We start from the raw sequence: 15455 nt of genomic DNA on the forward strand, positions 1-15455 counted from the left end.
CATCAGGCGGCCTTCTTGCCGAGGTCGTCGGTGTCCACGCGGTAGGTCTCGCGGACCCAGACGAGGGTGACGAGGGCCGAGATGCCGCAGCACGCCGCGGTGAAGACGGCGACCGGGACCCAGCCGCCGGGGCCGGGCCGCACGACGGCGGCGGCGATCGTGGGCGCGAAGCCCGTCACGATGAGGCCGAGCTGGGACGAGATCGCGGCGCCCGAGTACCGGATGCGGGTCGGGAACATCTCGGCGACGATGGCCGGCCCGAGGGGGTTGACCATGCCATAGCCGACGACCATCACGATGATCGACGTGGCGAACACGAGCGGGACGTTCTTCTGCGAGATCGACCAGAAGTAGGCGAAGATCGTGATCGCGCAGATGATGTTGCCGACGATGAACACGGGCTTGCGGCCGATCCGGTCCGCGAGGATGCCGAACAGGGGCTGGGCGATGATGCCGAGGCCCGCCGTCACGATCGTGGTTGTGAGCATGATGCTGCTCGAGACGAGGTGGCCGTTGGTGGCGTAGGAGAGGCTGAAGGCGGAGACGATCGTGGACACGACAGCCCACACGCCGAAGAGGACGACCTTGATCATGGTGGGCCAGTAGTCGCGGAAGGCGACCTTGAGCGGGAGCTCGGCGCGGGTCTCGCCGGCCTCGCGGGCCTGCTCGAACGCCTCGGTCTCGGGGACCCGGCGGCGGATCACGAAGCCCGCCGCGGCGACGATGAAGCTTGCGAGGAACGGGATGCGCCATCCCCAGGCGACGAGGGACGCCTGCGGCATGAAGGAGACGAGGAGGAATGCGATGGAGGCAAGCATGATGCCGGCCGCGGCGCCCGTGTTGACCCAGCTCGCGAAGAACGCGCGGCGGCGTGACGGGGCGTGCTCGAGGGAGAGGGCGACGGCGCCCACGGACTCGCCGGCGGCGGAGATGCCCTGGAGCACGCGAAGGAGCACGAGGATCACGGGTGCGGCGGCACCGATCATGGAGGTCGGCGGGAGGCAGCCGATGAGGAACGTGCCGATGCCCATGGACACGAGCGTGAAGACGAGCATCTTCTTGCGGCCGATCCTGTCGCCGAAGTGGCCGATGAAGGCCGCGGCGAGGGGCCGGACGACGTAGCCGATGCCGAGCGTTGCCATCGAGAGGAACTGCCCGAGGAGCGGGTCGATGCCGGGGAAGAAGATCTTGTTGAAGATCAGGGCCGAGGCTGATCCGTAGATGAAGAAGTCGTAGTACTCGAGCGTGCTTCCGACGAAGCTCGCGACGGCTGCCTTGCGGGCGTGCCGTCCGGGCGCATCGACGGACGTTGCCGTTGTGGCGGGACCAGCGGTCATTGCGGATCTCCTGTGTTGCGATGGTAGGGGGCGAGCGCGCTCTGTGGACGTCGTCGTCGGTGGTTTCGAATTCTGTGGGGTGCGTCACTCGTCCTTCTATGGTTGCGTTAAATAAGACGGGCGTCAATAAATCTGCAAAGTTTCTTCGATGCTGGGAGGATGTGTTGGTGCGCTATGACGGAGAAGGGCGGGTCAGTGCGACCGCCGTGGACTTTCCGAGGCCCCAGCGAGGGGGGACGAGCCAGCATCTCCTCGTGACGATGCTCGGCGAATTCTGGCGGTACACGGACCTGTGGCTTCCCGCGCGGGTGATCGTGCGGCTCGCCGAGGACGTGGGCCTCAGCCGTTCCGCCGTCACCACCGCGCTGAGCCGTCTCGCCGCGCGCGGGGTCCTCGAGAACGACGGCGGGGGGCGGGCTTCGCGCTACCGGTTCACCTCCGCGGCCCGCGCCCGCCTCGTCATCGGGACCGCCCAGGTCGCCCAGTTCGGCGACCCGAGTGTCCCGTGGGACCGCCGATGGACCGCCGTCGCCTTCTCAGTGCCCGAGAAGGCCCGGGACGTCCGCGAGGCCTTCCGTGCCCGCCTCAAGTGGCTGGGCTTCGCGCCCGTGTATGACGCCCTGTGGTTCTCGCCGCGGGACCGGATGGAGCAGGTCCAGGAGATCGCCGAGGGGTACGGCGTGGACGACTTCATGGCCTTCCGGGTCCAGGACGACGCCTTCGAGGGCCGGCGCCCCGCGATCATCGACATGGACGAGCCGCCCCGGCGCTACGCCGAGTTCGCCGCGACGAACGAGGCCCGCATCAAGCGGCTGCGCGCGGGCGACGCCGACGCGCGCGAGGCGTTCCGCATGCGGATCGAATCGCTCGACGAGTGGCGCGCGTTCCCGTGGGATGACCCGGGCATGCCCTACGAGCTGCTTCCCGACGATTGGCCCCTGCTGCGCGCGCGGGAGACGTTCGTCGAGGTCTTCGAGGCCTCGGCTTCCCTTGCTGAACGCCACGTGCGCGAAGTCCTCGGCGAGCTCGCCCCCGAAGCGCAGGCCGGCGTCGTCGTCCCCGCGGTGCTCTAGCCCGGGGCTGGCAGCTCGCGTGCGATTGGCCCTGAGGTCCGTGGTCGTCCACTGGCCCGGGGTCGGCGTCGGATAGGGTCGAGGAACTGATCGGTCACCAGAGGGAAGAGGGGATCCGTGGGTCCTGAATCGAACGCGGCCGGGCTCATGGGGCCGCTCGAGCACCTGTTCACGGGCACAGTCTGGGCGGAAGGGCCCGTGTGGGTTCCGTCGTCCCGGACCGTGCGGTGGAGCGACATCCCCCAGGATCGGATCCTCGAGTTCGACCCCGCGACGGGCGAGACCCGCGAGTATGCCACCGGTGTCGAGTTCACCAATGGCCGCACCCTCGACGCCGACGGGAGCGTCGTGCAGTGCAGCCACGGGCGGCGCCGTGTCGAGCGGGACCGCGACGGCGAGGTGACCGGCGTCGTCGACTCGTTCGAGGGGAGGCGTCTCAACTCGCCCAACGACGTCGTCGTCGCCCGCGACGGCACGATCTGGTTCACGGACCCGCCCTACGGCATCCTCCCCGGCACGAAGGAGGGCCACGAGGGGGAGCAGGAGTACGGCGGGTGCTACGTGTTCCGCTGCGGGCCGGGGGGAGAAGACCTCACTCCCGTGGTGACGGACCTCGTGCACCCGAACGGACTCGCGTTCTCGCCCGACGAGTCCCTGCTGTACGTCGCGGACACCGCGGGACTGCGCCACCGAGTGCCGTTCCGCATCGCCGTCTACGACGTCGTCGACGGCACCTGCCGCAACGGCCGCACCTTTGTCGAGCTCGACGACGCCCATCCGTCCGACGGATTCCGGGTCGATCTCGAGGGACGCGTCTGGACCTCGGCGGGCCCCTCGGTGCGGGTCTACTCGGCCGACGGCACGCTCCTCGACGAGACGCAACTGCCCGAGACGGTGGCCAACGTGTGCTTCGGCGGTCCCGACGGGCAAGACCTCTACATCACCGCGACGACCGGGCTGTACCGCCTCCGCACCACGAGCCGGGACGCCGCGCAGCGCCCCGGCCCGGAGGCCTAGGTCCGGATGCAGGCAGGGCGATGCGTCGGCTCGACCCGCGTCCGGGTCGTGCTGCTCGTGCTGGTCGTGCTTCCGGTGGCACTGGGCCTGCTCGGCATGCACACGGCGGCCGGCGGTGGCCTGACCGTCGGCCATGCCAGCAGCCATGCCGCCAGCCCCGCCGCTGGCCCGGCGGCCTCGCCCTCGGCGTCGCACGCCTCCGGCCTGCAGCCGCACGGCGCATGCCATCCCGGCTGCCCGCCGGGCGGCGTCGTCCACTCAACCGACTGCATCGCCGCCCCCGGCGCGCAGCCTCCCGCGCTTCCCGCCGTCGTCGTCCTCTTCCGCTCCGATGCGGCGATCCCCACTGCCGCGCCGCAGCAGCCGGGAACCGGGCGGTCGCGTCCTTCCCCGGATCCCCAAGACCTGTCGATCAGCCGGACGTAGGCCAGCCCGGCCCCCCACGCCCGACTTCTCACCGACAGGAAGACCTATGACCTCTCTTCAGCACACCCTCGGCCGCCTCACCGGCGGCCCCGCCCTCATTGCCGCCTGCACCCTCGCGCTCGCGGGTTGCGGCACCCCGGGTGCGGCGCCGTCGTCGTCCGCCAGCACCTCCGCGTCGGCCGCGTTCAACGACGCCGATGCGATGTTCGCGCAGATGATGATCCCGCACCATCAGCAGGCCCTGCAGATGAGCGAGACCCTCCTCGCCAAGCCGGGCCTCGACCCGCGCGTGGGCACCCTTGCCCAGCAGATCAAGGCCGCACAGGCTCCTGAGATCACGACGCTCAAGGGCTGGCTGTCCTCGTGGGGAAGACCCGAGTCCATGCCCGCCGGGCACTCCATGGACGGGATGCTCTCCGAAACGGACCTCGGCGAGCTGGGTTCGGCCGACGCCGCCGCGGCGTCCAAGCTGTTCCTGACCCGGATGATTGCGCACCACGAAGGCGCCGTGAGCATGGCGCAGGTGGAGAAGGCCACCGGACGGCACGACGGGGCCCTGGCGATGGCCTCGGCGATCATCGCCTCTCAGAGCAAGGAGATCGACGAGATGAGGTCAGTCGTCGCTCGGCTCTAGCTCGGCTCTGCGTGGACGTCGCGTCGGGGCACGAGCGGGATCGCCGCGAGCGGTGCGGCGGCGACGAGGCAGAACGCGATCGGGTAGCCGACGGCCGCGACGAGGGCGCCCACGGCGGGTCCCACGCCTGACGCGGCGATGAACTGCCCCGTGTTCTGTGCTCCGAGCGCCTTGCCGGACCAGCGCTGCCCCGCGGCCTCGGCGACCGACGTGAACGCCAGGCCGTTGTCTGCCACGCTCACGATGGTCGCGATCACGAACGCCGCGACAGCGGCGGCACGCAGGGATGCGACGTCGGTCGCGGCCGCCAGGCCCAAGGTCACGGCGGCCGCGACGGCGACCCAGCGGAGGAGCCGGACGCGGCTCCCGAGCCGGTCGCTCCACACGCCGACGGCGATCCGCCCGAACGCGCCGACGACCTGCGCGACGCTCACGGTCGCGCCGGCCGAGACACTGTCGAGCCCGACGTCGGCGATGAGCCACACGAGCCCGAACGTCGAGAGCGTGAACTGCGGAACCACCAGCAGCACCGAGACGGCGTGGATGCGCCACAGGAAGGAGCCCGCGCGGTATGGATTGGGGGCCGGGTGGTCGGCCTGGCGCGGACTCCGGGGCGGGTTCACGAGGCCGAGCCCGCACAGGATCGCGAGCACTGCGTTGAAGACGAGCGGGAGAACGAGCGCGGCGCTGGTCCCCTGGGCGGCGGCGATCCACGGGACCGTCAGGGCCGCGACCGTCACGCCCAGCGGCTGGGCCATCTGCCGAATCCCCATCGCCAGCCCGCGGCGCCCCCGCGGGAACCAGCCGACGACGACGCGCCCGCTCGCCGCGTTGCTGCTGGCCGCGGCCGCACCCCCGAGCAGCCCGAACACCCCGAGCGCTGCGTACCCGGGGACGACGACGGCGCCCAGCGCGGCGAGGGCGGTCAGGGCGAGCCCCGCGGAGATCACCCAGCGCTCACCGATGCGGTCGGCGAGGGCGCCCCACGCGATGAGCGTCAGGACCATGCCGACGGTCGGGGCCGCCGCGAGGAGGCCGGCCTGCGCGAGCGGCATGCCGCGTTCGGCGTGAAGCACGGGGATGAGGAACGCGGGCGCGCTCACGAAGGCCGTTCCGGCGGTCTGGGCGCCGACGCCGAGCGCGAGCATCCGCCACGCCGTCGCGCTCGCCGTCTCCTGATCCGCTGCGTGACCCATGCCGCCGCTCCTTCCGCCACGGCCATCGTGCTCCAGAGTCCATCTGGTGAGCATTTTTGTCTCACCAAGTGGACCGGTCAGCGGTCAGCGGTGTGGCAGGTTGTGTCCCCGTCGCCTCCGACGGGCGGCCGCGCTCCACGCGAGGTAACCGCCCAGGCCGCCCAGGGCCGTGAGGCCTGTGCGCATGAAGGGCGCTCGCCACCCCGTCCACCGCTCGCGGTCGAGCGAGACGAGTTCGCCGACCCCGCGGATGAACGCCGCCGCGATCACCCCGGCAACCACGCGGTCTCCGATCTTCTCTGCGCGGATGAGGAGCGGTTCGAGTTCGGCCGCGCGGAGGCGGACCTCGAAGCCCCCCGAGTCCACGATTCGCACGAGCCCGTCGACGAGGTGGGGGAGGTCCTCTACAAGGTCCATCGCCCCCAGCCCCGCGTCCTTGAGCCCGTTGAGGATGGCCTGCGGGGAGTGCCGCTCGAGGAACAGCTGGACGACGTACGGCTGGAGCGCCTGGCTCAGCCGGAAGCCCGGGTCGAGGACGCGACCCAAGCCCTCCGCCATGACGACCATCTTCGAGATGACGGCGATCTCCTCGGGCAGCTGGAGCCGGTGCGTCCGGACGACCGTGAGGAGGCGCTGCACAAGCCGGCCCGTGTCGACGTCCTGCAGATCCACCCGGTCGTAGAGCGCGATGAAGTCGGCGACGTCGTCGGCCAGATCCGGGAGGTCGGCCTCGTGGCTGCCGAACGACATGTCGAGGAGCGTGCGTGCGAGCCGTCGGGCGTCCTTGCGGGCGAGCGCGATGAGGAGCCGGCTCAGCTGGTCGTGCAGCTGGTCGTTGATCTCGCCGACCATGCCGAAGTCGATGAGGGCGATCGCCCCGTCGCTCTGCACGAACATGTTGCCCGGGTGGGGATCGGCGTGGAAGAAGGCGTCCTGGAAGACCATCTGGGCCAGGGCGCTCGCTGCGTTCAGCGCGAGGGCCGAGCGGTCGAACCCGGCCGCATCGAGGGCTTCGATGTCGTTGATCTTGAGCCCCTCGACCCGTTCGAGCGTGAGCATGCGGGACGTCGTCGTCTCCCAGTAGACCCGCGGGACTCGGATGCTCGGATTCTCGGCGAAGTTCGCAGCGAAGCGCTCGGCGTTGCGGGCCTCCTGGAGGTAGTCGAGTTCCGCGAGGATCGTGCGGCCGAACTGCTCGACGAGGCCCACCACGTTGTAGTCCGCCGCGGCCGCCCACTGGCGGCTCGCGGACGCGGCGAGGTTCCGCAGGATCTCCAGGTCTTCGCGGATCCGGTCCACCGCGCCCGGCTTCCGGACCTTCACGACGACGCGCGTGCCGTCCGAGAGGCGAGCACCGTGGACCTGGCCGATGGACGCGCTCGCGATGGGTTCGTCGTCGAACGTCGCGAAGGCTTCCTCCGCGTCGACGCCCAGCTCCTCGCGGACGACGGCGCGGATTTCTCCCGCGGTGACAGGCGGAACCGCATCCTGCAGCTTCGCGAGCTCAAGCTGGTACGGCTCGGGCAGAAGGTCGGGGCGCGTGGAGAGGATCTGCCCGAGCTTCATGAACGTGGGACCCAGCTCCTCGAGTGCGAGGCGCAGATGCTCGGGGCCGCCCGCTGTCGCGTCGATGGCGTCGCCGAGAAGGTTCGTGGGGGACCATCGGCCAAGGCCTGTCGCGTGGAGGAGATGCCCGAGGCCATGGCGGGTCAGCACCTCGCCGATCTGGGCGTAGCGGGTGGCGCGCGGGCCGGAGATTCCGAAAGCCATGGTCTACTCCGGGAGTCTTCCGGCCAGGCCGTCGATGACGGGCTGGCGGCCTAGTTCGACGTGTGCCGCCGCGAGGGACTCGGCGAGCTGGGCGCGGCCGGCGAGGATTGCCTCCCGGAGCTCGTCGTGCTCGATCGTGTTGAGCTCCACCGGCCGACTCACGCCGAGTCCGAAGATCCAGCGGGTCAGGCCCTGGAGCGGCCGGAGCGAGCGGGCCAGCAGGCGGTGGCCGGTGACGTTGACGATCTCCGCGTGGAACTCGGTGTTGAGGTCCGAGGCGCGTTCGTCGTCGCCCGCGGCCGTCGCCTCCTTGGCGAGCTTGAGCAGCTCGCTCAGCCGGCCGCCGTCGGCCCCTCCCGCGACGCGCTCCGCCGCGCGCCGCGCCGCGAAGGACTCGAGGATCACGCGGAGGTCGAACAGCTCCTCGACGTCCGTGAGCGTGAGCTGGCGGACGACGGCGCCCCGCCGCGGCGCCGTGACGATGAACCCGTCCTGCTCGAGCCGGTGCAGGGCCTCCCGCACGGGGATGCGCGAGACCCGGTGCTGTTCGGAGAGCTCGCGCTCGCGGAGACGCTGCCCCGGAGCGAGCCGGCCAGCGACGATGTCCTCGAGGATGAGCTGGTAGACGTGGCTCGCAAACGCCTCCTCGGGGGCGGCCTGCACGGGGGTCTCCATGAGGGAGACAATACCCGGGCGCGACGGCGTACGTTCGGCACGAGAGCGTACGTTCGGCACGAGAGCGCACGTTTCCACCTGCATCAACGTGCGCTCTGGGATCAAACGTGCGCTCTCGGATCAAACGTGCGCGGTCTGCCGGGGCGTCGGGACTCCTACGCACTCCCGCGCCGCACGAGGGTCACGGCGCCGGGCGCAGCGGCGGCCGGCACCGACTCGCCCGAGAGGAGGCTCCGCAGCCGCTCGAGCGTCGCGTCGGAGAGCTCGTCGAGCTGGAGCCGAACCGTCGTGAGGGGCGGAGCCGTGAAGCGCGCCATGGGTTCGTCGTCGACGCCGATCACCGCGAGACCGCGTGGGACCTCGAGCCCGAGGCTCTGGGCTGCGGCGAGGCATGCGGCCCCGTACACGTCGTTGTAGGCGCATAGCCCCGTGACGGGCTCGGCTCGTGCGCGCCATGCATGGAGTGCGTCGGCGACGCGCCCGGCCGTCGCGTCGTCGGGATCCCCGAGCTCGAGCACCTCCGGCTCGGCGATCCCGAGGTCGCGGCAGGCGCGCCGCACGCCCTCGAGACGTGGCCCCGCGAAGATCGTCAGGAGCGGGTTGTCCGTGGTGACCACGCCCAGACGCCGGTGCCCGGCTTCGGCGAGGTATCTGGCCTGGGCCTCCCCGATGCGAGCGTCCCGCGCGTCGTGAGGCTCGCCCCCCGTGGGATCCAGGACGACGACGCCGGCCCGGTCGAGCAGCTCCTGCTCGCCCACGCTGAGCTTGAGCATCGTGATGACGACGCGCGGCTGCAGGTGCGCGAGAGTCGAGGCGAGCCCGGTCTCGTCGCTTCGCTGCCACGTCACGAGGGACAGTCCGAGCTCGGCCGCGCCGCGCGTCAACACATCGACGAGCCTCGCGATGTTGATGCCGAAGGGCAGTTCCTGTGTGATCAGGAGGGCGAGGCTCGAGGCCCCGGAACGCAGCGCGCGCGCGGAGGCGTGCGGCGTGTAGCCGAGCCTGCGGGCCGCGTCGAGCACGCGCTGGCGGGTCGCCTCGGGGATCGTCTGCCCGGGCGTGCTGTTGAGCACGTAGCTGACCGTCGCGCGCGAGACGCCGGCTGCGACGGCGACGTCCTTGCTCGTTGCCCGCATGCTCGCGCCCCTTCTGGTCTTGCGCACCCTGTCGCCTCGGTCCTATCCTAACTGACACGAGTAACTGATACGTGTAAGTGAAAGGCGTGCCATGACCGACCTCATCGAGGAGCACCTTCGGGAGCGCGTCGCCCGCCTGAGCCTTGAGGAGAAGGTTCGCCTCCTCACAGGCAGCTCGTTCTGGTCCATCGGGGCAGAACCGAAGGCCGGCCTCCGGCGCTTCGTCGTCTCCGACGGTCCCGTCGGGGTCCGCGGCGAGACGTGGGACGACCGCGACTGGTCCGCCAACGGCCCTTCGCCCACCGCAGTCGCCGCCACGTGGGACCCCGAGCTCGTCGAACGGCTCGGCCACGCGATGGGAGCCGAAGCACGCCGCAAGGGGGTCGACGTCATCCTCGCCCCGACAGTGAACCTGCACCGGACCCCCGTGGGCGGCCGCCACTTCGAGTGCTATTCCGAGGACCCGCTGCTGACGGGTGCAATCGGCGCTGCCTGGGTGCGGGGGGTCCAGGGCCAGGGGGTCGGCACGTGCGTCAAGCACTTCGTCGCGAACGACCAGGAGACCGAGCGCATGGGCGTCGACAACGTCGTCGACGAGCGCACCCTGCGGGAGCTGTACCTTGCGCCGTTCGAGCAGATCGAGCGCGAAGCGAGGCCGTGGTCGTACATGGCCGCGTACAACAAGGTCAACGGAACCTCCATGACCGAGTCGCCGCTCCTCGGGGATGTGCTCAAGGGCGAATGGGGCTCGGACGCGCTCGTCATGTCCGACTGGTTCGCCACCCGGTCCACCGCTGCCTCCGCGAACGCTGCCCTCGACCTCGTGATGCCAGGCCCCGACTCGCCCTGGGGCCAGGCCCTCGTCGAGGCCGTGCGTGGCGGCGAGGTCGATGAGGCGAAGATCGACGAGAAGCTGCTCCGTCTGCTCCGCCTGGCCGCGCGGACGGGTGCCGTCGAGGGCCTCGAGGGACGCGAGGCCGAGCCGGTCTCGGAGGAGCAGATGGACGCGCTGCTCCGTGAGGCCGCAGCGGCGGGGTTCGTGCTCGTGAAGAACGACGACGGCGTCCTCCCGCTTCGCGACGTGACCTCGCTCGCCGTCATCGGCCCGAACGCGGTGCGGGGCCGGATAGCGGGCGGCGGCTCGGCGTCCGTCATGCCGAAGCACGTCGTGCACCCCGCCGAAGCCCTGGTCGCGGCCCTTCCCGAGGCGACCGTGCGCACGGCTCCGGGTGCCCGTTCCACCGACAGGGCCGGCATCCTCGAGGGCTCGGCCGCCCAACTGCCAGACGGTTCGGGGAACGGCCTGCTCGTCGAATTCCTCGACGCCGAGAGCGGGGTCCTCGGAAGCGAGCAGCGGCGCATCGGGCAGTTCGTGTGGATGGGCGACTTCGCGCCCGGCATCCCCGCCGATCGGGTCGCCACCGTGCGGACGACGACGCGCGTCACAGCCTCCCGGCGCGGCACCCACCGCTTCGGTGCGTCGGGAGTCGGTCACCTCACCGTGGCGCTCGATGGCGGGATCGTCGCCGACGAGGAGGTCCGGCTCCGCGAGGGCGCCGACATCGTCGAGGGACTCATGCTGCCGCCGCAGCTCCTCGTCGAGCGGGAACTCGCGGAGGGCGAGTCGGTCCTCCTGACGACGACTTTCTCCGCCGTCGCGGACCCGGTCACGGGAGCGCACTTCTGGGCGACACTCGTCAATGCGGAAGGGCCCCACGGCACGGACGACGAGGAGATCGCCGCTGCCGTCGAACTCGCGCGCTCGTCGGACGCCGCCGTCGTCGTGGTCGGAACCACTGAAGAGGTCGAGTCGGAAGGCTACGACCGCGAAACCCTCGGCCTCCCGGGGCGGCAGGACGAGCTCGTCGAGGCCGTCATCGCGGCGAACCCGAACACGGTCGTCGTCGTCAACGCGGGCGCACCCGTCCTGATGCCGTGGCTCGGGAAGGCCAAGGGCGTGCTCCTCGTCTGGTTCCCCGGGCAGCAGATGGGCGCGGCGCTCGCCGACGTCCTGACCGGCGCCGTCGAGCCGGGCGGCCACCTGCCGACGACGTGGCCCGCCCCCGGCGGCACCGTCCAGCCGGAGAACCTCCCGGTGGACGGCACGGTCCGCTACGACGAGGGCCTCAAGGTCGGCTACAAGGCCTACCTCGAGCGCGGGATCGAGCCGGCCGTGCCGTTCGGCCACGGTCTCGGCTACACGACCTGGAGCCTCTCGGAGCCCGAGGCGGTGGCCGACGCCGTCAGCGTAACGGTCACGAACACCGGCGACCGCGCCGGTGCACACGTCGTCCAGGCGTACGTCTCCCGGCCGGACTCCGCCGTCGAACGCCCGGCCGCGTGGCTTGCGGGGTTCGCCAAGGTGAGGCTCGGCCCGGGCGAGGCGCGGCGAGTCGAGATCCCGATCCCACCCCGGGCGTTCGAGCACTGGGACGCGGAAGCCCACGCGTGGGCCGTCGAGCCGGGCGAGTTCCTCGTCGAGATCGGCCCGTCGGTCGCCGAGCGTTCCCGGGCAGGCGTCGTCTCCCGCTAGGACCTTCTCCCGGCGGGGTTCGCCCTCGAAAGTCGTGGTCTCGGATTACTCTGGGTCCGGATGCCACCTCTGGCCTGAGGAGGCCACGACCGCCGGGAGCCACGCATGAGCGCAGATGCCTCGCCGCAGCCTGTTCCCCAGTCCGCGCTCGCGGAGCCCGTCCGGCGTGTCGGTCCGCTCTGGATCACGGGCCTCGTCCTCGTCAACGTCGGCATCAACACCGCATTCTTCGGCCCCATCCAGGTGCTTCTCGGCCTTCAGGCCCTGGCGTTCGACCCAAGCCAGAAGGAAGCCATCCTCGCGCTCGTCACCGGGGCGGGTGCCGCCGTCGCGCTCGTGGCGAATCCGCTCTTCGGTGCGTTCTCGGACCGGACCTGGAGCCGGTTCGGCCGCCGTCGTCCCTGGGTCCTCATCGGTGCGGTACTCGGCACGATCGCTCTCGTGGCCCTCGCCGGAGCGCCGAATGTGGCCGTCGCGACCGCGCTGTGGTGCCTCGTGCAGGCGGGATGCAACGGCGCGTACGCCGCGATCACCGCAGCCATCCCGGACAGGGCGCCCGTCGAGCAGCGGGGGATCGTCGGCGGGCTCGCCGCCATGGGCCAGACAGCGGGAATCCTCCTCGGGGCCGTGATCGCCGCCGTCGTCGCCGGCAGCTTTGCCCTCGGCTACGTGATCTGCGCGGTCGCCCTCCTGGCGGGCGTCATGCTATATCTCACGACGGCGGCTGACGATCCCCTTCCGCGGGCGGCCGTTCCCCCCTTCTCGTTCCGAGGCTTCTTCGCCTCCTTCTGGGTCAGCCCCGCGCGGTACCCGGACTTCGGCTGGGCGTGGATCACGCGCCTCCTCGTGAACATCGGCAACCACATGGTGACGCTGTACCTGCTCTTCTTCCTCGGCGACGCCGTGCGGCTCAAGCAGACGGTAGGCATCGACCCCGCGACGGGCGTGCTCATCCTGACGGGCCTCTACGCCGTGTTCGTGATCGTCACGAGCGTCATCGGGGGAAGCTCTCCGATCGTCTGGGTCGGCGCAAGCCGCTCGTCATCGGCTCGTCGATCATCATCGCGATCGCGTCCCTCACCATTGGGTTCTTCCCCGTCTGGCCCGGAGCAATTGTGGGCGCGTGCGTGCTCGGCATCGGGTTCGGCACGTATCTCGCGGTCGACTTTGCGCTCATCACCCAGGTCCTTCCGAAAGCAAGCGACCGTGGAAAGGACCTCGGCGTCATCAACATCGCCAATTCGCTCCCGCAGGTCGTCGCGCCGCTCATCGCCTACCCCTTCGTTGCCTACTGGGGCGGATACGTCTCGCTCTACGTGGCCGCGGCCGTGATCGGTCTGCTGGGTGCCGTCTTTGTGACTCGGATCCGGTCGGTGGACTGACCCCTGCACGGAGGGCTGCGCTCGAAGCTGCACCGAGGGAAGGGACCCCGCCTACGGGTCCCTCAAGGGCGGGCGCTATAGTTGGGGAGTCCCATTGCGCCATGAGCCAGGGCGCAGCCATGGGTACGGACCGTTGCCGGACGACCGCCGGAAAGAGGTTTCTGCGAGTGCTCGAACTGCCCAAGGACCTGGTGTCGATGGAGGCTCCACCGACCACACCTCGCCTTGCCGAGCGCTACCGCAGACTGCTGGATGCCGCCGGGGAGTTCGCCCGGCTCGAATACCCCGAGGTCGAGGTCTCGGCCGTTGCGACCCGCGCCGGCGTGTCGCTCAGCACGGCCTACCGCTACTTCCCGTCGAGCGCCCATCTCCTGCTCGCGCTGCACCGCCGGCAGCTCCTCGAACTCCGGGAACGCGTCGAGAGCCGCGCCCGCAACGCCCGGGGCCGTGGGGTCGAGGAACGCTCGCGGCAGCTCGCCGGGGCCGCGATCGAGCTCCTGCAGATGCGGCTCTCGCAGCCGGCAGTCAACAGCTGCCTTGACGAACTCGTCGTTCCGACGGATCACGAGCTCGCCCGGATGATCGGCGAGGTCGACGAGCTCTCGTGGTCCGTCCTGGGACGGCTCGGGGGTGGGGCGGCGCGGGGCAGGAGCATCGTCCTCATGGTGTCCGGACTCGTCTCGGCGATCCGGACGGGGCGGCTTCTGCCGTACGAGGCGGAGCAGCAGCTCAAGGAAGCGTGTGCGCTCCTCGAGCCCCGGCCGTCCGCGGCGCGGCTCGCCTGACCGTCCCGCCCTGGCGGGACGGCGCTCGCAACTTCCGCTCTGCGGAAATCTTTGGGGAAACATTCGAACGTCCCCCTATGATGGAGACACCTCCTTCCCCGAGGACGGTTCTGCGGACATCCCCGCTATGCCGAGCCTCCCGGAAGCGCCTCATCCGGCGCATCACCCCCGGGACCTTTCACCTGCCACTCCCTGACGCGGTGGTGCGCCCTGCCCGACGAAGTACAGGACGCCTCCGCGCCACGTGAGCGGCGCCGTCGGCCATCCGGTCGGCGAACGATCCAGGAGACAGCGCTGTGCCTATTTCGTCCACGTCAGCCACCCAAACCCCCACCACCCGAACCCCCGCTGCCATCCCGGCAGGCCCGATCACGGACGAGGAGATCTTCGCAGCGCATGAGCGCGGGAAGCTCTCGGTCGCCGTCGAGCGTCCGCTCGCGAGCAAGCGGGACCTCTCCATCGCCTATACACCTGGCGTCGCTCAGGTGAGCCGCGCGATCGCCGCCGACCCGGCGGTGGCCCGGACGCACACGTGGGCGTCGCGGCTCGTGGCCGTCGTCTCGGACGGGACGGCGGTGCTGGGCCTGGGGGACATCGGCCCGGCCGCGTCGCTGCCCGTCATGGAGGGCAAGAGCGCCCTGTTCAAGACCTTCGGCGGCCTCGACTCGATCCCGATCGTGCTCAGCACGACCGACGTGGACGAGATCATCGAGACCCTCGTGCGCATCTCCCCGTCCTTCGGGGCGGTGAACCTCGAGGACATCTCGGCGCCGCGCTGCTTCGAGCTCGAGCGGCGCCTGATCGAGGCGCTGGACATGCCCGTCATGCACGACGACCAGCACGGCACCGCCGTCGTCGCCCTCGCGGCCCTGACGAACGCGGTCAAGGTCGTGGGCAAGGACCTCGCGTCCCTGCGCGTCGTGATCGCCGGGGCCGGGGCGGCGGGCATCGCCGTGGCCGAGATCCTGCTCACTGCCGGCGTCACCGACGTCGTCCTCCTGGATTCGAAGGGCGCCCTGCACACCGGCCGCGAGCTGACGGGCATGAAGGCCGAGTTCGCCGCCCGGACGAATCCGCGCGGGGTCGCGGGCGGCACGGCCGAGGCCCTCGTCGGGGCGGACGTGTTCATCGGCGTCTCGTCCTCGACGGTGCCCGAGGAGCACCTCGCGGCGATGGCCGACGGCGCGATCGTCTTCGCGCTGTCCAACCCGGACCCCGAGGTCGCCCCCGAGGTCGCCGCGCGGCACGCCGCCGTCGTTGCCACCGGGCGCAGCGACTTCCCGAATCAGATCAACAACGTCCTCGCGTTCCCCGGCATCTTCCGCGGCGCCCTCGACGCAGGCGCCCGCCGGATCACCCCCGCAATGAAGCTCGCCGCGGCCTCGGCGATCGCCGGTCTCGCCGAGGACAAGCTCTCCGCCGACTACATCATCCCGAGCCCGCTCGACCCGCGAGTCGCCCCGGCCGTCACCGCCGCGGTGGCCGCCGCCG

12 protein-coding genes and 1 pseudogene are annotated in these 15455 nt (G+C 70.9%); 8 read left to right on the top strand and 5 right to left on the bottom strand.

The features are described from left to right. Positions 1-2 precede the first annotated feature (2 nt). Positions 3-1337, bottom strand: a complete 1335-nt coding sequence (locus tag V7053_RS13620; RefSeq protein ID WP_334172815.1) for an MFS transporter — start codon at positions 1335-1337, stop codon at positions 3-5. A gap of 260 nt (positions 1338-1597) precedes the next feature. Between V7053_RS13620 and V7053_RS13625 the strand changes: the two genes are divergently transcribed. From V7053_RS13625 to V7053_RS13640, 4 genes are all read left to right on the top strand, one after another. Beyond that, positions 1598-2410: a PaaX family transcriptional regulator gene (locus V7053_RS13625; RefSeq protein WP_334172824.1), complete on the top strand. Its 813-nt coding sequence runs from the start codon at positions 1598-1600 to the stop codon at positions 2408-2410. A 147-nt stretch (positions 2411-2557) separates the two neighbouring features. Further along, positions 2558-3427 (top strand): SMP-30/gluconolactonase/LRE family protein, encoded by an 870-nt coding sequence (locus V7053_RS13630; RefSeq protein ID WP_334172825.1) that lies wholly within the window; start codon positions 2558-2560, stop codon positions 3425-3427. A 6-nt stretch (positions 3428-3433) separates the two neighbouring features. Continuing rightward, positions 3434-3853: a DUF6153 family protein gene (locus tag V7053_RS13635; RefSeq protein WP_334172816.1), complete on the top strand. Its 420-nt coding sequence runs from the start codon at positions 3434-3436 to the stop codon at positions 3851-3853. A 46-nt stretch (positions 3854-3899) separates the two neighbouring features. Continuing rightward, complete coding sequence (locus V7053_RS13640) at positions 3900-4487, top strand: DUF305 domain-containing protein (protein ID WP_334172817.1); 588 nt, start codon at positions 3900-3902, stop codon at positions 4485-4487. Here V7053_RS13640 and V7053_RS13645 read toward each other — a convergent pair. The 4 genes from V7053_RS13645 to V7053_RS13660 form a co-directional block, all read right to left on the bottom strand. Beyond that, positions 4484-5683, bottom strand: a complete 1200-nt coding sequence (locus V7053_RS13645) for an MFS transporter (RefSeq protein WP_334172818.1) — start codon at positions 5681-5683, stop codon at positions 4484-4486. The genes V7053_RS13640 and V7053_RS13645 overlap by 4 nt on opposite strands. 84 nt (positions 5684-5767) lie before the next feature. Next, entirely contained in the window at positions 5768-7453 is a 1686-nt protein-coding gene (locus tag V7053_RS13650) for an ABC1 kinase family protein (RefSeq protein ID WP_334172819.1), read from the bottom strand. A gap of 3 nt (positions 7454-7456) precedes the next feature. Beyond that, complete coding sequence (locus tag V7053_RS13655) at positions 7457-8128, bottom strand: GntR family transcriptional regulator (RefSeq protein ID WP_334172820.1); 672 nt, start codon at positions 8126-8128, stop codon at positions 7457-7459. A 155-nt stretch (positions 8129-8283) separates the two neighbouring features. Continuing rightward, positions 8284-9264 (bottom strand): LacI family DNA-binding transcriptional regulator, encoded by a 981-nt coding sequence (locus tag V7053_RS13660; RefSeq protein ID WP_334172821.1) that lies wholly within the window; start codon positions 9262-9264, stop codon positions 8284-8286. A 91-nt stretch (positions 9265-9355) separates the two neighbouring features. Here V7053_RS13660 and V7053_RS13665 point away from each other — a divergent pair, with 91 nt between their 5' ends. From V7053_RS13665 to V7053_RS13680, 4 genes and pseudogenes are all read left to right on the top strand, one after another. Then, on the top strand, positions 9356-11797 hold the full coding sequence (locus V7053_RS13665) for a beta-glucosidase family protein (RefSeq protein ID WP_334172822.1): 2442 nt from the start codon (positions 9356-9358) through the stop codon (positions 11795-11797). Between the two features lie 105 nt (positions 11798-11902). Next, positions 11903-13179, top strand: a pseudogene (locus tag V7053_RS13670) (MFS transporter). Between the two features lie 101 nt (positions 13180-13280). Beyond that, positions 13281-13964 (top strand): TetR/AcrR family transcriptional regulator, encoded by a 684-nt coding sequence (locus tag V7053_RS13675; RefSeq protein WP_334172823.1) that lies wholly within the window; start codon positions 13281-13283, stop codon positions 13962-13964. Between the two features lie 353 nt (positions 13965-14317). Continuing rightward, positions 14318-15455: NAD(P)-dependent malic enzyme (locus V7053_RS13680; protein ID WP_334172826.1), on the top strand; the 1138-nt coding region annotated here is incomplete at its 3' end.

Source organism: Sinomonas sp. (assembly GCF_036848755.1).
Classification (GTDB): domain Bacteria; phylum Actinomycetota; class Actinomycetes; order Actinomycetales; family Micrococcaceae; genus Sinomonas.